The 18,693-nt window shown below is 33.0% G+C and carries 18 protein-coding genes and 1 tRNA gene; 12 read left to right on the plus strand and 7 right to left on the minus strand.

What is annotated here, in order from left to right; all coding sequences use genetic code 11:
- Positions 1-60 precede the first annotated feature (60 nt).
- From BM053_RS06180 to BM053_RS06190, 3 genes are all read left to right on the plus strand, one after another.
- The gene (locus BM053_RS06180; RefSeq protein ID WP_091475220.1) at positions 61-588 is read left to right on the plus strand and encodes a DUF6646 family protein; all 528 of its coding nucleotides are present in this window, start codon (positions 61-63) and stop codon (positions 586-588) included.
- Between the two features lie 89 nt (positions 589-677).
- The gene (locus tag BM053_RS06185) at positions 678-1,259 is read left to right on the plus strand and encodes a PhnA domain-containing protein (RefSeq protein ID WP_091475222.1); all 582 of its coding nucleotides are present in this window, start codon (positions 678-680) and stop codon (positions 1,257-1,259) included.
- An 8-nt stretch (positions 1,260-1,267) separates the two neighbouring features.
- Positions 1,268-2,068 (plus strand): energy transducer TonB, encoded by an 801-nt coding sequence (locus BM053_RS06190; RefSeq protein ID WP_091475224.1) that lies wholly within the window; start codon positions 1,268-1,270, stop codon positions 2,066-2,068.
- Between the two features lie 77 nt (positions 2,069-2,145).
- Here the strand turns inward: BM053_RS06190 and amaB are convergent, their stop codons facing one another.
- From amaB to BM053_RS06225, 7 genes are all read right to left on the minus strand, one after another.
- Positions 2,146-3,699: an L-piperidine-6-carboxylate dehydrogenase gene (gene amaB, locus BM053_RS06195; RefSeq protein WP_091475225.1), complete on the minus strand. Its 1,554-nt coding sequence runs from the start codon at positions 3,697-3,699 to the stop codon at positions 2,146-2,148.
- 149 nt (positions 3,700-3,848) lie between these two features.
- Positions 3,849-4,322 carry a hypothetical protein gene (locus BM053_RS06200; protein WP_091475228.1) on the minus strand — a complete coding sequence of 158 codons (474 nt, stop codon included), beginning with the start codon at positions 4,320-4,322 and terminating at the stop codon, positions 3,849-3,851.
- 127 nt (positions 4,323-4,449) lie between these two features.
- A tRNA-Ser gene (locus tag BM053_RS06205) sits at positions 4,450-4,534 on the minus strand.
- A gap of 55 nt (positions 4,535-4,589) precedes the next feature.
- Entirely contained in the window at positions 4,590-5,618 is a 1,029-nt protein-coding gene (locus BM053_RS06210; RefSeq protein ID WP_091475609.1) for an asparaginase, read from the minus strand.
- Positions 5,608-6,741 carry a 1-acyl-sn-glycerol-3-phosphate acyltransferase gene (locus BM053_RS06215; protein WP_091475230.1) on the minus strand — a complete coding sequence of 378 codons (1,134 nt, stop codon included), beginning with the start codon at positions 6,739-6,741 and terminating at the stop codon, positions 5,608-5,610. Before BM053_RS06215 ends, BM053_RS06210 begins: the two co-directional genes overlap by 11 nt.
- A gap of 51 nt (positions 6,742-6,792) precedes the next feature.
- The gene (locus tag BM053_RS06220) at positions 6,793-7,563 is read right to left on the minus strand and encodes a TatD family hydrolase (protein WP_091475611.1); all 771 of its coding nucleotides are present in this window, start codon (positions 7,561-7,563) and stop codon (positions 6,793-6,795) included.
- A gap of 109 nt (positions 7,564-7,672) precedes the next feature.
- Complete coding sequence (locus BM053_RS06225) at positions 7,673-8,932, minus strand: NAD(P)/FAD-dependent oxidoreductase (protein WP_091475232.1); 1,260 nt, start codon at positions 8,930-8,932, stop codon at positions 7,673-7,675.
- Positions 8,933-9,031: 99 nt separating this feature from the next.
- Between BM053_RS06225 and BM053_RS06230 the strand changes: the two genes are divergently transcribed.
- The 9 genes from BM053_RS06230 to BM053_RS06270 all read left to right on the plus strand — a co-directional run bounded on the left by BM053_RS06230 (position 9,032) and on the right by BM053_RS06270 (position 18,690).
- A complete protein-coding gene (locus BM053_RS06230; RefSeq protein WP_091475235.1) occupies positions 9,032-10,552 on the plus strand; it encodes a flexirubin biosynthesis tyrosine ammonia-lyase FlxA in 1,521 nt (506 codons plus the stop codon).
- Between the two features lie 38 nt (positions 10,553-10,590).
- Positions 10,591-11,700 carry a WG repeat-containing protein gene (locus BM053_RS06235; RefSeq protein ID WP_091475237.1) on the plus strand — a complete coding sequence of 370 codons (1,110 nt, stop codon included), beginning with the start codon at positions 10,591-10,593 and terminating at the stop codon, positions 11,698-11,700.
- Positions 11,701-11,711: 11 nt separating this feature from the next.
- A complete protein-coding gene (gene fabG / locus BM053_RS06240) occupies positions 11,712-12,443 on the plus strand; it encodes a flexirubin biosynthesis SDR family reductase FlxB (RefSeq protein ID WP_091475240.1) in 732 nt (243 codons plus the stop codon).
- A 10-nt stretch (positions 12,444-12,453) separates the two neighbouring features.
- On the plus strand, positions 12,454-13,689 hold the full coding sequence (locus tag BM053_RS06245) for a beta-ketoacyl-[acyl-carrier-protein] synthase family protein (protein WP_091475613.1): 1,236 nt from the start codon (positions 12,454-12,456) through the stop codon (positions 13,687-13,689).
- Positions 13,682-13,933 carry an acyl carrier protein gene (locus tag BM053_RS06250; RefSeq protein ID WP_091475242.1) on the plus strand — a complete coding sequence of 84 codons (252 nt, stop codon included), beginning with the start codon at positions 13,682-13,684 and terminating at the stop codon, positions 13,931-13,933. The genes BM053_RS06245 and BM053_RS06250 overlap by 8 nt, the downstream gene beginning before the upstream one ends.
- Positions 13,934-14,044: 111 nt before the next feature.
- Positions 14,045-14,938 carry an LpxL/LpxP family acyltransferase gene (locus BM053_RS06255; protein ID WP_091475244.1) on the plus strand — a complete coding sequence of 298 codons (894 nt, stop codon included), beginning with the start codon at positions 14,045-14,047 and terminating at the stop codon, positions 14,936-14,938.
- Complete coding sequence (locus BM053_RS06260) at positions 14,905-16,626, plus strand: phytoene desaturase family protein (protein WP_244148508.1); 1,722 nt, start codon at positions 14,905-14,907, stop codon at positions 16,624-16,626. The genes BM053_RS06255 and BM053_RS06260 overlap by 34 nt, the downstream gene beginning before the upstream one ends.
- Before the next feature lie 10 nt (positions 16,627-16,636).
- Positions 16,637-17,539, plus strand: coding sequence for a hypothetical protein (locus BM053_RS06265; protein ID WP_091475246.1), 903 nt, complete (start codon positions 16,637-16,639; stop codon positions 17,537-17,539).
- Positions 17,540-17,556: 17 nt separating this feature from the next.
- Complete coding sequence (locus BM053_RS06270; protein ID WP_091475248.1) at positions 17,557-18,690, plus strand: dialkylresorcinol biosynthesis protein DarB; 1,134 nt, start codon at positions 17,557-17,559, stop codon at positions 18,688-18,690.
- The last annotated feature ends 3 nt before the right edge of the window (positions 18,691-18,693 follow it).

Below are 18,693 nucleotides of genomic sequence, written 5' to 3' on the forward strand. Positions count from 1 at the left end.
TGTTATTGTCATTGAAATGGATTTTCTATATTTGCCAATATTTAAAAATTTATATTTAAGATGAAAAAAATTATTACACTTTTACTTGTTATTTCAGCAAGTATAGCAAATGCACAGGCATACAAAGGAAAAGGAGATGTTAAGGCGCAGGTTGGTGCAAATATTCAAAGTGGCGGAACAGGAATTTTTGTTTCTGGAGATTTTGGTGTTGGCGAAAATATGTCTGTAGGTTTTTCTACAAGCTATTTGTTGTCTGCAAATAATACCTATATGACAGTTAATGAAACAACATTTGCTATAGAAGAAAACAAACCAAAATTTATAGACAGAATCGATGCAAAAGCCCGTTTTAATGTAAATTTAGGAAGTGTTATCGGTCTTGATGAAAAAATGGACGTATATCCAGGATTAAATTTAGGAGTAAGAAATTTTGGTGCACACACAGGTTTCCGTTATTTCTTTACTGATGGTTTTGGTGTTTTTGGTGAAGCTGGAATTCCTATCGCAAAATACAGTAAAAATAATGATGGATTTAAATATTACAACAACCAATTTACATTTAATGTAGGTGTATCTTTTAATTTATAATCAATTTTAAAAAATAATAAAAACCACTAACTCACAAATTTTACACACTAAATATTTGTGAATTAGTGGTTTTTTAATAAAAAAAGGCAATGACTCCAATAGAAAAAAAATTATACGACAGAAGCGATTCAAAATGTGAATTATGTGGCTCTAACGACGATTTAAGAATACATTTAACCAAAGAAGAAGCTATCTCTGTTGACAATTCGGTTTTGGTTTGCACTACTTGCAAAAACCAAATTGAAAACACCACAACAACCGATCCTAATCATTGGAGATGTCTTAGCGACAGCATGTGGAACGAAAATAAACCCGTACAAGTTGTGGCTTGGAGAATGCTAAATAGATTGCGACCAGAAGGTTGGCCACAAGATTTGTTAGACATGATGTATCTTGACGAAGAAACCTTAGTTTGGGCAGCAGCTACTGGCGAGGGAGAAGACGAAGAAGGTAAAATAGTGCATAAAGATGGTAATGGAAATATCCTGAAAGACGGAGATTCTGTTGTTTTGATAAAAGATTTAGATGTAAAAGGAGCGACTTTTACAGCAAAACGTGGTGCAGCCGTACATAACATTAAATTGGTTTGGGACAATGCCGACCAAATAGAAGGTCGTGTAGAAGGACAACATATTGTGATTTTGACACAATACGTTAAGAAAACGAAGTAACTTACCTCATGAAGAATTTCTTTTTTATTGCTTTTTTCTTTTCAGGGACTATACTTTTCGCTCAAAACAGTGATTTTCAACAATCCAACAATGTTAAACTCAATGAGGCTTTTAAAATTCAAGAACATAATTGTTCCCTAATCGAACAATTATTAATCGCAAATCTTTCCAATTTAAAAAAAGCAGCTACAACAACAGAACCTGTAAAAAGTGCTTTTTATAAAGAATTGTGCGAATTGTATAAGAATTTTAAAACCGCAAACCATAATTTTAATATTAGTGGTTTAACTCCTAAGGATAACGAGTCAATTCAAAATTTTTATAATGTTAAACTAGCGAAAATAGATTCTTTATATAAACTAAGAGACTCCTCCATACCAATTAATGTTATAACAGAAAACACCGAGGACATTTTAAAAAACGGTCAAATCTCAAAAGAAATTTTGGATACTTACAAAGAACCAATGCATGATGATTGCAAAAACATGAATCCTACTTCTGGTGAAAGCTGTGTGTCTTATTTGTTTCGAAAATTCACTTCTAGGTCTTATCAAATTCCAGAATTTCGATTCACAGAACAAGGGGTTCAAATAAAACTTTTTATGAAATTAATAATCGATCGAAACGGAGAAATTAACCTTACTCATATTATAAAATCGTCAAACTATTTTGAATTTGACATGGAAGCCATATCAGTAGCCAACAGGTTTTCAGAAAAATACAAATTTACACCTGCAATATCAGGCAATAGAGTTGTAAGAGTGATGTATGCTTGTCCTGTTATAATTTCTGTGACAGGAATTAATTAAAACTATAGGTGTAAAAAGAATAAAAAAAAGCGTTCCTGATTGGGGAACGCTTTTTTTCTTTTTCTATTCACTAGAAACTACAAATCAAATTTAATTCCTTGTGCCAATGGCAATTCATCCGAATAGTTAACTGTATTTGTTTGTCTTCTCATGTATACTTTCCAAGCATCTGAACCAGATTCTCTTCCACCACCAGTTTCTTTTTCTCCACCAAATGCTCCGCCAATTTCCGCACCAGAAGTTCCGATGTTTACGTTTGCGATTCCACAATCTGAACCAGAAAAAGATAAGAATTTTTCTGCTTCTTTCATGCTATTTGTCATAATTGCCGAAGATAATCCTTGAGCAACTCCGTTTTGTACTTCGATTGCATTTTCAACTTCACCACTATATTTCATTAAATATAAAACTGGAGCAAAAGTTTCGTGTTGTACAATTTTATAAGTGTTTTCTGCTTCAATGATTGCAGGTTTTACATAACATCCAGATTCGTATCCTTCTCCAGTTAAAACGCCACCTTCAACTAATACTTTTCCACCTTCTGCTTTTGCAGATTCAATGGCAGCTAAATAAGTATTTACTGATTCTTTGTCAATTAATGGTCCGATATGATTTTTTTGATCTAAAGGATTTCCAATTGTTAATTGCCTGTAAGCACCAACAATAGCATCTCTTACTTTATCATAAACAGATTCGTGAATAATTAATCTTCTTGTTGAGGTACATCTTTGTCCTGCAGTTCCCACAGCACCAAATACAGCTCCTGGAACAACTACTTTTAAGTCAGCCGTTGGAGTAATGATAATGGCATTGTTTCCACCTAATTCCAATAAAGATTTACCAAAACGTTGTGCCACTGTCGAACCAACAATTCTTCCCATACGAGTTGAACCTGTTGCAGAAATTAATGGGATTCTCACATCAGTAGTCATCATTTCTCCTACTTTGTAATCTCCGTTAATAATACATGAAATACCTTCTGGTAAATTATTTTCTTTTAAGATGTCAGCAATAATATTTTGACAAGCAACGGAGCATAATGGTGCTTTTTCTGAAGCTTTCCAAACACATACATCACCACATATCCAAGCTAAAGCTGTATTCCAAGCCCAAACTGCAACTGGAAAGTTAAATGCTGATATAATTCCAACAACTCCAATTGAATGCCATTGCTCTCTCATGACGTGACCTGGACGCTCTGAAGGAATAGTTTGTCCGTTTAATTGACGTGAAAGACCTACTGCGAAATCACAGATATCAATCATTTCTTGAACTTCACCGTAACCTTCTTGCAAAGATTTACCCATTTCGTAAGAAACTAACTTACCAAGTGGTTCTTTTAATTCTCTTAATTTATTTCCAAACTGACGAACGATTTCTCCTCTTTGTGGAGCAGGCATAGCTCTAAAGCTTTTGAATGCTTCCGTTGCGCTTTGCATTACTTTTTCGTAATCTGCAGCAGTAGTCGCTCTTACTTTTCCTATTAATTGACCATCTACTGGTGAATAACTTTCTAATAATTCTCCGTTAGAAAACCATTCACTTCCTGTTGAAGTTCCTTCGTTGATGGCTTTTACACCCAATTGTGCTAATGCTTCGGTCATCCCGAATTGTTGTGCTATTGTTGACATTATATTGTTGTTTTTTTAAATTCTGGTGCAAAGTTATGATTTTTTGTTTAATCGCCCGATTGTTTATTATGAAAGTTGATTATAAACACTATCATGTTTATTGTCCAATTCAATATATTTATCTTTTTTCATTTGTTTCACCCAAGATTTTACATGTATTTAGCATCTGATTTTAATGCGTTTTTTATTTCTTTTTTAGATTTAATAATTTTATTGATTTTTTCAATAAAAATTTTCAAATTTTTATACTTCTCTTTATCTAATGGATTTTTTATAAAATCAGTTTTGACTGTAAATGTTTGTTTACTATCATCTGAAAAACTTATAATGTATTTCATATCAGAAGCAGGCATCATAATTGGTTCATCATCATTAGTTATTAAAAATTCGTTTTTGTAATTTTTAATATTTTGATCATCATACGTGTCTTTAATTTCAGTTATCTCGTCTTCAGTTATATAAAATTTATAGTTAGCGTCTTTTTTGTTCATAAAATGAACAGTATATTCACCCTTAAAAAGATTAACTTCAGATGATTGGTCATCTTGAATGATAATAGAAGTTATATCTTTCTTAATACATGACATAAAGAGTAAAGGAATTATAAAAAATATTTTTTTCATCGTAAGTCGGTTTTAATAAAGTGAGGTAGATTTTTTTTTTCGACAGCGCAGATTTTCAATCTGTGTTCATAATAAAAGTCAATTAATAAATCCAAAAAACCTAAACTTTCGTTTAGGTTTTCTTTAGCAGAGAGGAAGGGATTCGAACCCTCGATATGTTGCCATATACACGCTTTCCAAGCGTGCGCCTTCAGCCACTCGGCCACCTCTCTTTTTATGTTTTGCAAATAAAAGAATAAATTTCTTGGGAAGTCAATAATTACGGTATTAATTCATCTCGCCACGCAAAGAAGTTTCAAAAATGGTTTTGAATACATTTGGTGCCACTTTTTGCCCTAACAAATACATGAGTTTTGTAATTGCTGCTTCGGTGGTGATATCTTTTCCTGAAATAACGCCAATTTGCTTGAGTTGTGAGCTGGTTTCGTATTGACCCATATTGACACTTCCTCCAGAACATTGAGTAACATTTATAATATGTAATCCGTTTTTTATGGCGTTTTCGAGTAAATTGATAAACCATTTTTCGGTAGGAGCATTGCCAGAACCATAGGTTTCTAACACGATTCCTTTTAGATTGGGTATCGATAAAATAGTTTGGATTACTTTTTCATTAATACCTGGAAAAACTTTAATAATTACCACATTGTCATCAAAAGCAGTATTTACTTTTAGTTTTTTAGTAGCTGTATTTTTTAATAAAATAGTTTCATTAACGTTTAAATGAACGCCAGATTCCGCTAACGAAGGGAAATTTGGTGAAGCAAAAGCGCTAAAATGTTCGGCACTTATTTTTGTGGTTCTATTTCCGCGATACAATTTGTATTCGAAGTACAAACAAACTTCATTTATAATCGACTTGTTTTTATTTTTTAGCGAAGCTACTTGAATGGCTGTGATTAGATTTTCTTTAGCATCGGTTCTTAAATCTCCAATAGGCAACTGAGAACCTGTGAAAACCACTGGTTTGTTCAGGTTTTCTAACATAAAACTCAATGCTGAAGCGGAATACGACATGGTGTCCGATCCGTGCAAAACAACAAAACCATCATAATTATCGTAATTGTCTTTGATAATGATAGCTATTTTTTTCCATTCTTCGATATTCATATTCGAAGAATCGATAGGTTTTTCGAACGAAACCGTTGCGATGTTGCAGTCTAGTAATTTAAGTTCGGGAATATTTTTTAATAATTTTTTAAAATTGAATGCTTTGAGAACGCCAGTTTCAAAATCCTTGACCATTCCTATGGTTCCACCGGTATATATGAGAAGTATATTGGCTTTAGATGGCATCATTATATTTCATTTTATTTACAACGGGATTGGCATACATGGCAAGGAAACCTTCTACCATTTGTGCATTTTTAGCATCTATTTTTAACTCTAAACGACGTTCAAATAGCGATTTTTCATTTTCGGTATAATGACTAGAAAACTTGTCTGTTTTATACAATATATCGTAAGCTATAAAATTTGTTGTCCACAATTTATAAGATTTCAAAATCGATTCATCGACAACTTCTGCTAAAGCTTGAATTTGTTTGTTTGTGTTTGAAAACTCATCTTTAATTACATCTAATTCAGAATCTAAAACATCTCCAATATGTATGTGAATTCGTTTTTTCTGACCCAGAACGCCACTCAAAATATTTTGAAAATCTTCATTGCCACTTTTAACGTAGGTTTCCTGATTGGCTTCTGCCATAAGTTGTGGCATTTTTAGCGCATCGGTCGGATCGTACTCGTAAGAAATAGAAACTGGAACAATTTTTAATTCTTTGCAATAATCCATTGCATCTTTATTAGAGGCCATCGTTAGCATTTTTAGTACGCCCGAATTGGTCGCGTCGTTACCATCTTTCGTTCTTCCTTCACGTTGTGCAATCCAAACAGAACGGTTTTCGTGCAACAATAATTGTTCAATATATTCCGACATTAAACGAGAACTTTGTAATAATTCTCTTGGCGACAATCCTCTTTGAACAATGAAATTTCGGTTTAATTTGGAAAGTAATTTCAGGAAATCTTTCTTCACTAAATTGTCACCAATTGCCGATGCTGTCATGACTAATTCATGTTCGAAAAGCGCAGCATTTAGTAAAGATGTATCAAGAATTATATCGCGATGGTTTGATATAAAAAGGTAAGCTGTGTTTTTTTCTAATTTTTCGAAACCTGACGTAGACAAGCCTTCAGAGCTTTTTTCGAGTACTTTTTGAATGGTTTCATATATAAAATTACATTGAAAATCTCGAATAGAATGCGTTTTGCGAAGTTGATTTTTCCAAACTTCATCATCAACTCCTGGAAAAGCAAAATTCATCATCGCTTTAAGCATCGGATGTTTTAAAGATGCTTGTAAAGCTTGGTTTACTTCGGCATCATAATAAGGACGAATGGTATCAAATTTTGACATGTTGTAACTTAAATTAGTCCTACAAAGAACGGATTTTTTTTTGAAATATAATTAACAGTTTTTAAAAATGGACAAAGCATTTTTAGTTGTAATTCTAGCAATTTCTTCTACTGGAAGATTGTAAATTCCCGAGAGTTTCTCAGCCACTAAAGTTACATAAGAACTTTCGTTTCGTTTTCCTCGAAAAGGTGCTGGAGCCAGATAAGGCGAATCTGTTTCTAGAACGATGTTTTCAATGTCTATTTGATGTAAAAATTGATCTATTTTTCCGTTTTTGAAAGTTACAACGCCACCAATTCCGAGTTTCATATTATAAGAAATGGCTTGTAAAGCTTGTTCGTAATCTCCTGAAAAACAATGAAAAATTCCGAACAAATCATCGCTTTTTTCGAGCTCTAGGACTTCAAAAATTTCATCAAAAGCGTCACGACAATGAATATTTATAGGTAATTTATATTTTTTCGCTAATTGTATTTGATGTTGGAAAGCTTTTTTCTGAATGTCTAAAGTGGTTTTGTCCCAATATAAATCGATTCCAATTTCGCCAATAGCGGCAAATTTTCTTTTGGCTAATTCGGTTTCTACGTGTTGTAATTCTTCGAGATAATTTTCTTTCACATAACATGGATGCAAACCCATCATTAGAAACATATTTTCAGGATATTGTGTTTCTAAATCATACATTTTTTGAGTATAACTAGCATCTATAGATGGAATAAAAAATCGAGAAACGCCTTTAGAAATGGCATTTTGAATCATTTCGTCTCGATCGGAATCGAATTCTGAAGAATATAAATGAGTATGAGTATCTATTAATGACATTGGATTATTTTGCATCAAAATTAAAAAAAAATGTCACAAAAAAAGAGATTCACCACGTTTTTGAATAACGCTGTGAATCTCTGTGTTTTTTTTAGGACTTTTTAAAACCTTAATCCAATTTTTTTTCTGCTAATTCTTTTTCGCTATTTATTAGATGAGCCATATTCTTAACCAAATTATCGTGCTTTTTTACAAAAGGATTGGTTTCGTCCCAAACATAGCCAGCAAGAACCGCACAAATTTTACGTTTTACATCTGGATTTTCTGGTTGATGGAAAAATAAAGTTTGTAAATTTCCGGTGTACCATTCTTTTACATAAGTAGTAAAAACACCAATGCCACGACGCATATATCCTGTAAATTCGGTTTCCCAGTTTACAGTAATTCCTTGTGATTCTTTGATAAATAATTTAGCGGCAAGCATTCCAGATTCTGTAGCAAAAGCTACGCCTGAAGAAAAAACAGGATCTAAAAATTCAGAACTGTTTCCGGTTAATGCAAAACCATCTCCGTACATACTTTTTACAGAACGAGAATAGTTTTCTAATTTAACTGGTTCGAAAGCAAACTCGACACCACCAAAACGTTTGATATAGTAATCAGACATATTAATAGCATTGTTTAAAGCTTCCACTTTATTATTGTCTTTAGATAATGCGTTGATGAAATCTGTTGGACCAACGACTCCTAAACTTGTATTTCCGTTAGAAAAAGGAATAACCCACAACCAAACTTCGGTTTCTAAAATATCGAAAGAGATTAAAGTTCCTTCTTCTCCTTCGGGTCTATTTACATCTACGACATGAGTGAAAATTGCTGAGTGAGGATCTAATTTTGATGGTGTGTCTAAATCCAATAATCTTGGCAAAACTCTTCCGTATCCACTAGAATCTATGATGAATTTAGCATGAATTTCTTTTTCAATTCCATCTTTGTCTTTCACAACAGTGATAGAATTTTTTCCTTCAAAAGCTACTGATATTACTTCGCTTTCAAACTCTAAATCGATTCCTTTGCGTATTACTTCTTGCGCCATCGTGTTATCGAAATCAGCTCTTGGTACTTGCCAAGTCCAATCCCAACCTTTACCATATTTGTCACTAAAATCAAATACACAAATCTCATTTCCTCGAATAAAACGGGCGCCTAATTTTTTCTCAAAATTCATTGCGTCTAGAGATTCGAACAATCCCGCTTCTGCAAAATGATCCATAACACGAGGTATCAAGCTTTCTCCAACTACAATTCTTGGAAATTTTGTTTTTTCAACAACTTTTACCTTAATGCCATTATTATGAAGGTGAGATGCCGAAACACATCCTGACGGACCAGCGCCAATTACCAAAACATCGACAAACTCCTTTAACATATTCAAAATATTACTGATTATTACACTATATTTGCAGCTTCAAAGTTAATAACATTAATTTCAATAAAAAATTAATTTACTAAAATAAAAAGGGGTTAAATGAATACGATTAATGAGTTTTTAAGTCTAAAAGAATTTGAAGCGATAGTTTTTGATAATAATAAAGTCGAGATAAGTGATGTTGTTTTAGATAGGGTAAATAAAAGTTTCGAATTTCTTAAAGAATTTTCAGGAAATAAAGTAATTTATGGTGTGAATACAGGTTTCGGACCTATGGCGCAATACCGTATAAAAGACGAAGACAGACTTCAATTACAATATAATTTAATTAGAAGTCACTCATCTGGAACTGGAAAACCGTTGAATCCTCTTTGTGTAAAAGCTGCAATTTTAGCAAGATTAAACACACTTTCTCTTGGGAATTCAGGTGTTCATCCATCATTAATCCATTTGATGAAGGAATTAATAAATAAAGATATTACGCCTTTAATTTTTGAACACGGTGGCGTTGGTGCCAGCGGAGATTTAGTACAATTAGCGCATTTAGCATTGGTGCTTATTGGAGAAGGAGAAGTTTTTTATAAAGGAGAAAGAAGACCAACTCAAGAAGTTTTCGAATTAGAAAATTTAAAACCTATTCAAGTAGAAATTAGAGAAGGTTTGGCATTAATGAACGGAACTTCTGTAATGACAGGAATTGGTGTTGTAAACGTGCATAATGCTAATAAATTATTAGATTGGTCGCTTAAATTCTCTTGTGCAATAAATGAAATTGTACAAGCTTATGATGATCATTATTCGGCAGAATTAAACAACACAAAACGTCATAAAGGACAACGTGAAGTGGCTGAAAGAATGAGAACAAACTTAGCTGATAGCACCTTAATCAGAAAAAGAGAAGACCATTTATATACTGGAGAAAATACGGAAGATGTATTTAAAGAAAAAGTACAAGAATACTATTCTTTGCGTTGCGTGCCACAAATTTTAGGGCCAGTTTTAGAAACTATAAACAATGTAGCATCAATTCTGGAAGACGAATTTAATTCTGCAAATGACAATCCGATTATTGATGTAAAAAACCAACATGTTTATCATGGGGGTAATTTCCACGGGGATTATATTTCTCTCGAAATGGATAAACTAAAAGTTGTTATTACAAAATTGACAATGCTTGCAGAACGACAATTAAATTATTTATTGAATTCGAAAATTAACGAAATCCTTCCCCCATTTGTAAACTTAGGAACTTTAGGTTTTAATTTCGGAATGCAAGGAGTTCAGTTTACGGCAACATCAACAACTGCCGAAAACCAAATGCTGTCTAATCCAATGTATATTCACAGTATTCCTAACAACAATGACAATCAAGATATTGTAAGTATGGGAACAAATGCTGCCGTTATTACAAGTAAAGTTATCGAAAATTCATTCGAAGTTTTAGCAATCGAACTCATTACCATCGTACAAGCGATAGATTATTTAGAGCAAAAAGACGCTATTTCGTCAGTAACGAGAAAAATGTACGACGATGTTCGCAAAATAATTCCAACGTTTAGTCAAGACCAAGTAATGTATCCTTTCGTGCAAAACGTCAAAGACTACTTGATAAATAATTAATACCTTAGTATTTAAGTTTCATCTAAAATTATAAAAATATGAAAAAAATAATGTTTTTTTTGGTTTTAATGGTTCAGTTTGCCAATGCTCAAGAATTGGCATTAGTAAGGAAAGAAGGTAAGTTTGGTTATATTTCTAAAACAGGAGAATTTGCCATTCAACCAAAATTTAAAGTAGCAAAAAACTTCTCAGAAGGATTGGCTGCTGCCGAAGATAATAAGAAATGGGGTTTTATAAATACCAAAGGCGAATGGGTAATTCCTGCTACTTTTGATGATGCAAAATACTTCAACAATGGGTATTGTGTTGTTGCCAAAGACAAAAAATGGTTTTATATCAACAAAAAAGGAGAAGAACAAAAATCTCCAACTTCTGATAAAGTTTATGATTTTGAAGAAGGTGTTGCATTTATAAAACAAGGCGATAAAACAGGATTGATTAATGCAAAAATGGCAGTAATCCTCGAGCCAAAATATGATGTTATAAAATCTTTTCAAAATGGATTTGCAAGAGTAAGAGACAATGATCGTTGGGGAATTATAGACAAAACAGGTAAAGTTGTTGTCGAAATAATATATGACGAAATAGGAGATTATTACAAAAATACAACTTGGGCAAAAAATGGCACATCATTTGGGTTAATTATTGCAGGAAAATTTAAAGCTATTGAAGGTGTCGATAAAATTTGGGATTTCTTAGTACAAGATATAACTTATGCCAAGAAAAACGAAAAAATAGGATTCATAGACCTAAAAGGAAACTGGGTTATCGAACCTAAATTTGACAAAGCGAGAGCATTTGTAAAAAATTTAGCACCAGTTCAAATTGGTAAAAAATGGGGTTATATAAACACAAAAGGAGCTTTTGTGGTAGAACCAGTATATAATGATGCCGAAATTTTTAGTACCGATGGTTTTGCGCCAGTAAAAGACAAAGAATGGGGTTTTATAAATGAAACAGGAAAACTAGTTGTTCCTTGTCAATACGGCATTACGGCAGGTCTTTTCGCTATGTTTAAAGACGACGAAAAAGGATTTGTAAACGGATTAGCAAGAGTAATCAACAAAAAGAAATTCGGCTTTATTAAGCCAGACGGGAAAGTATTAGGAGATCAATGGTTTGATAGTGCAGAACCTTTTAAAAAATAAAACAATTTAGTATGAAATGTGCTTTAGTAACAGGAGGTTCAAGAGGAATAGGAAACGAAATTTGCAAAAAATTAGCTACGGATTCTGATTATCATATTCTTATCAATTACCAATCGAATAAGGCCGCTGCCGAAAAAACTTTGGAAGAAGTAAAACAATTGGGAGCAACAGGTGAGATAATTCAATTTAATGTTGCCGATTTTGAAGAGGTAAAAAATGTATTAACACAATGGCAAGATGCAAATCCAAACGCAATTGTTGAAGCGATTGTTAACAATGCAGGAATTGCAAAAGATGGACTATTCATGTGGATGACTCCTGAAGATTGGACCAGTGTTGTAAATACAAGTTTGAACGGATTTTTTAATGTAACCAACTTTTTCATCCAAAAAATGTTGCGTAACAAATACGGACGAATAGTAAATATGGTATCAGTTTCGGGTGTAAAAGGAACGCCAGGACAAACCAATTATTCTGCTGCAAAAGGAGCAGTTGTCGCTGCTACAAAAGCATTAGCACAAGAAGTAGCAAAGAGAAATATTACTGTAAATGCCGTAGCGCCGGGATTTATAAGAACAGATATGACCAGTGATTTGGACGAAAAAGAACTCATAAAAATGGTTCCTGCAAATCGTTTCGGCGAAGCCGAAGAAGTAGCAGATTTAGTAAGTTTCTTGGTTTCAAGAAAATCAAGTTATATTACAGGAGAAGTTATTAATATAAATGGAGGAATTTATTCCTAAAAAATTACAAATGAATAAAAGAGTTGTCATTACTGGAATGGGAATTTACTCCTGTATAGGAACTTCATTAGATGAGGTTAAAAATTCATTATACGAAGGTAAATCAGGAATTGTTATCGATCCAGAACGTGAAGAATTTGGTTTCCAATCTTCATTAACAGGAATGGTTCCCAAACCAGAATTAAAAAATTTACTTTCTCGAAGACAAAGAATAAGTCTTGGGGAAGAAACAGAATATGCCTATATGGCAACTATAGAAGCTCTTAAAAATGCAAATATAGACGATGCTTTTTTCGATGACAATGAAGTAGGAATTATGTACGGAAACGACAGTGTTTCTAAAGCAATAATTGAAGCTACCGATGTAATTCGTGAGAAAAAAGACACCTCACTTATAGGTTCTGGTGCGATTTTCAAATCGATGAATTCGACCGTAACCATGAATCTTTCTACTATTTTCAAATTAAGAGGGATAAACTTAACCATTAGCGCAGCTTGTGCAAGTGGATCACATTCAATAGGGTTGGCTTATTTTTTAATAAAAAGCGGATTTCAAGACATGATAATTTGTGGCGGAGCACAGGAAATTAACAAATATGCGATGAGCAGTTTCGATGGTTTGGGTGTTTTCTCACCAAGACAAGACGAACCAGCTAAAGCATCAAGACCTTTCGATGCTTCTCGCGACGGATTAGTGCCAAGCGGTGGCGGAGCAACTTTAATTTTAGAAAGCTACGAATCGGCAATAAAAAGAGGTGCAAATATTATTGCAGAAGTAATAGGTTACGGATTTTCATCAAACGGAGGACATATTTCTACACCAAATGTTGAAGGACCAGCTACAGCCATGCAAAGAGCGCTCGATGAAGCCAATGTAAAAGCTAGCGAGATAGATTATATCAATGCGCATGCAACATCAACACCAGTTGGAGATGGAAACGAAGCCAAAGCAATATTAGAAGTTTTTGGCGAAAGCAATCCTTATGTAAGCTCAACAAAATCGATGACAGGTCACGAATGTTGGATGGCAGGAGCAAGCGAAGTCATTTATTCTATACTAATGATGCAAAACGATTTTATTGCGCCAAACATCAATTTAGAAAATCCAGATGAAGATGCAAAAAAATTAAATTTAGTGAAAACCACATTAAATAAAAAAATTGATATATTTTTGTCGAATTCTTTCGGTTTCGGAGGAACAAATTCTGCATTAGTTATAAAAAAGTTTAAAAAGGGTGATGAATAAAGAAGAAATAATAAAAAAGATAAATGATTTTTTGGTCGATGAGTTCGAAGTAGATCAAGATGACATTCAGCCAGAAGCCAATCTAAAAGATACTTTAGGGTTAGATAGTTTAGATTATGTAGATTTGGTAGTTTCTGTCGAATCTAATTTTGGTGTAAAATTAGTTGAAGTAGACTTTGTAGGAATAGCTTCTTTTCAAAGTTTTTATGACTTAATCGAAAACAAAATTAAGCTTAAAGCATAATTTAGATTTCTTAAATTGTTAGACTTCTTAGATTAGTTAGATGTAAAAGTCTAAAAATCTAAGAAGTCTAACTGTCTAAAAGGTCTAACAATCTAAAATTTACAATTTATAATGGCTCAATGGGACGGAAAATCTAGAGGAACAGTCTTAGGCTATAAGATTTTTGTTTTTTTTATAAAAAAAGCAGGAATCAAGTCTGCCTATTTTATTCTTTATTTTGTTGCGGCCTATTATTTTTTCTTTCTAAAGAAAAGTAATCGCTCCATTTTTTATTACTTCAAAGAAAGGTTAGGTTACTCTTATTTCAAATCAAAAAAAATGGTTTTCATGAGTTATTATACTTTTGGACAAACTATTCTCGATAAAGTTTCTATTTCGGCAGGAATGCAAAACAGGTTCACTTATGAGTTTGATGGAGTAGAAATATTAAAAAAACTATTAGAAGAAAAAAAAGGGGGTGTTCTTATTAGCGCCCACATTGGAAATTTCGAAATAGCAGAACATTTTTTTAGCGAAATAGATGTCGATTTTCAAATAAACCTTGTCACTACCGATTTAGAACATTCTGCAATAAAAAATTATCTTGAAAAAATCTCGAAAAAATCAAGTATTAAATTAATTCTGATAAAAGATGATTTGTCTCATATTTTCGAAATAAATGCCGCTTTGGCAAGAAACGAATTAGTATGTTTTACGGGCGACAGATATTTTGAAGGCGTAAAATCATTAACAGAAGAATTATTAGGACAGGAAGCAAAATTTCCCGCAGGACCATTTCTTATCGCTTCAAGACTAAAAGTTCCAGTGGTTTTTGTTTATGTAATGAAAGAAGCTAATTTGCACTATCATTTATACACTAGAGAAGCGCAGGTAAATCATCGCAACGAAAAAGCATTACTAAAAGAATATACGCAAAGCCTCGAATCGATGCTAAAAGAATACCCGTTACAATGGTTTAATTATTTCGATTTTTGGGTTCAATCGAAGGAATCGAAATCAAAATAAATCTTGCATTAAAAAAAACTTCAAAACACATTATGGAAGAATTTGATACAATTATAATAGGTTCTGGAGCGGGAGGATTAGCAACAGCACTTTGTTTAGCAAGAGCAGGACAAAAAGTTTTGGTGCTAGAACAGCATTATGTACCAGGAGGTTGGAGCCATAGTTTTACAATAAACGGGCAACGATTTAGTCCAGGAGTTCATTATATGGGTCTGGTCGAAGAAGGTCACACAACAAATGATTTGTACAAAGGATTAGGAATTGCAAATGACCTTGTTTTTTTTAGAATGAATAAAAACGGTTACGATCATTGTATTATTAATGATAAAAAATTCGATCTTCCAGCAGGAACAAAAAACCTAGAAGCAAGTCTGATTAAACAATTTCCAAAAGAAGAAAAAAACATAAAAGAATACCTTCATTTGATTGTAAAAGTTAATGAAGAACTACAATTAATACCAACATTAAAAGGGTTTTGGCAAAACATAACAGTGCCTTTCAGAACAAAACATTTTGGAAAATTCGCCCTATTTACCCTAAAAAGAGTTATCGATTGGCATATAAAAGATCCTATGCTAAAAGCGGTGTTAAATTCACAATGTGGTGATCATGGTTTGCCACCCAATAGAGCCAGTTTTCCTGTACATTGCTCGGCGATGAACCATTATCTAGAAGGCGGTTTCTATCCTATGGGCGGCGGCGGCGGGATTGTAAAAGCCATGACAAGCAAAATAAAAAGTCACGGAGGTTTAGTAAGAACACAACAATCAGTTTCTAAAATTTTAGTAAAAAATAATAAAGCTTTCGGAGTTGAATTAGCAGATGGAACACAAATTTTTGCTAAAAATGTAGTGTCAAATGCTGATCCATCAACAACCTATCTTAATTTAATTGGAGAAGAAAATATCAGTAAAAAATTAAATAAAAAACTGAGCAAAACTAAATATTCAGTTACTTCATTAATCCTTTTTCTGACTTTAGACATGGACGTGACTAAAGCAGGCATCGATTCTGGGAATATCTGGAGATTTCAAGACGAAAATATAGACCAACATTTTGAAACATTAACCAAAGGAGATATTCTTTCGGGCGACGAATTTCCTGCACTTTTCTTTAGTTGTTCTACCTTAAAAGATCCTACAAGTTTCAATGGGCGATATTATAATTTCGAAGCAGTTACTTATGTAGATTACGACAGCTTTAAACAATTTGAAGGTATGGATGATTATCATTGTCCAGAATACTTAAAATTCAAAGAAAGAATCATCGAAAAATTCATGAATAGCATCGAAAAAATGATTCCAAATGCAAAACAACACATTGCACAGGTCGAGTTGGGAACACCTAAAACCAATCAATTTTATATCAATGCAACACGAGGAAACGTGTACGGAACCGAAAAAACGTTAAACCAAGTTGGACCTTTTGTTTATAAATTTAAAACCGAAATAGATAATTTATACCTTTGCGGATCAAGTACATTGTCTCACGGCGTGACTGGCGCAACCTATTCAGGAGTAGAAACTGCGGCAAGAATTTTGGGTTGTACCAAAAATGATTTGCTCATAGAAGACGCAAACCAAAAATTGCGAATTTATGATGCCGAAGACGAAACCACTTGGCCAGAATGGATAAACGTAAAACGTTCGGATAAAGTGAGAACGTTCAAGGAAATTGTGAATACTTAAAAAATAGAAAATGAAAAATGTTCTCGTCATATATTATTCTCAATCCGGGCAATTAGAATCTATTGCAAGAAATATTGCAAAACCGTTATTAAATTCTGATGAAATTAATGTATTGTTTCACGAAATTCAATTAGAAAAACCTTTTCCATTTCCATGGAATAAAGAGGCGTTTTTCGATGCTTTTCCAGAATCTTTCCTACAAATCCCAACAGAGCTAAAACCCGTTCCTTTCGAAATATTAAACCAAAAATTTGATTTAATCCTTTTGCATTATCAAGTTTGGTATTTGTCGCCATCTATTCCCATTAATTCATTTCTAAAAAGCCCAGAAGCCAAATCACTTTTCAATAATACACCAGTTGTAACCATTAGCGGTTCTCGAAATATGTGGGTTATGGCACAAGAAAAAATTAAAGTTTTATTAAAAAATAATAATGCACAACTCAAAGGAAATGTAGCTTTAGTAGATAGAGTAGGCAATTTAATAAGCGTTATTACTATTGTAGAATGGATGTTTTCTGGCGTAAAAAAGAAATATTTAGGAATTTTTCCTTTGCCAGGAGTTTCTGAAAAAGACATCGTTGAATCATCAAAATTTGGAGAAATAATTCACAAAAACATTCAAAACAGCAATTTCGATCAACTTCAAACCCAATTATTAGAAAATAATGCTGTAAAAATAAGTTCCTATTTAGTTAAAGTTGACAAAACGGCTAACAAAATCTTTAATAAATGGTCTAATATTATCAATAATAAAAAACAATCAAGAAAAACATTGCTGAAAATATTTAATATCTATTTATGGCTTGCAATCTGGTTAATCTCACCAATTGTGTATATCTTGCACATTTTTTCATATCCTTTTTTCATAAAGAAAATTAGAAGAGAAAAAGCTTATTATCAAGGCGTTTAAAATACAATTACAATATTATGTTTGATGTTTACATAACAAAAACCGGAAAATATTTACCAAATCAAGCTATCTCAAACGATGAGATGGAAAATTATTTGGGACTTATAAATGAAGCAACATCTAAAGCAAGAAGAATTATTTTACGCAACAACAAAATTGTGAGTCGTTATTATGCTATTGATGAAAATGGAAATAGCACACACAGTAATGCCGAATTAACAAAAAACGCCATAAATGAATTGTTTGACCAAGGTTTTACAGCTCAAGATATGGAATTGTTGTCATGCGGAACTTCTACACCAGATGTATTCTTACCTTCTCACGCCGCAATGGTTCACGGATTGCTGAAAAATAAATCGGTCGAGCTAAATTCTTCAACTGGAGTTTGTTGTGCGGGAATGAATTCATTAAAATTCGGTTACCTTTCGGTAAAATCAGGAAACACAAAAAATGCAGTTTGTACAGGTTCAGAAAAAGTTTCCACTTGGATGAAATCTGAAAAATACGAACAAGAAGTTGTCAATTTAAAACACTTAGAAGAACAACCAATAGTGGCATTCAAAAAAGATTTTTTACGTTGGATGTTATCCGACGGAGCAGCAGCTTTCTTGTTAGAAAACGAACCAAAAGGCGAAATTTCACTCAAGATAGAGTGGATGGAAGCCTTCTCTTACGCCCACGAGCTCGAAGCGTGTATGTATGCCGGTGGAGATAAATTAGAAAACGGAGAATTAAAATCTTGGAGCGATTACCAACCAGACGAATGGCTCAACGAATCTATATTTTCTATCAAACAAGATGTGAAATTATTAGACAAAAATATTTTAATAAAAGGAGCACAAAGCATGAAAGAAGCGTTGGATAAAAACAATGTTTCAGCAGACCAAATAGACTATTTCTTGCCTCATGTTTCTTCACATTACTTTGTTGAAGGACTAAAAAAATCTTTCGAAGAAAACGGAATGATTATCCCAAACGAAAAATGGTTTATGAATCTTGCGCAAGTAGGAAATGTAGGCTCGGCGTCAATATATTTAGCATTAAACGAATTAATGAATTCTGGAAAACTTAAAAAAGGAGATAAAGTTCTTTTATCGGTGCCGGAAAGCGGTCGTTTTTCGTATGCGTATGCTTATTTAACTGTTTGCTAGAAA

Source organism: Flavobacterium swingsii (assembly GCF_900111965.1).
Taxonomy (GTDB): Bacteria; Bacteroidota; Bacteroidia; order Flavobacteriales; family Flavobacteriaceae; genus Flavobacterium; species Flavobacterium swingsii.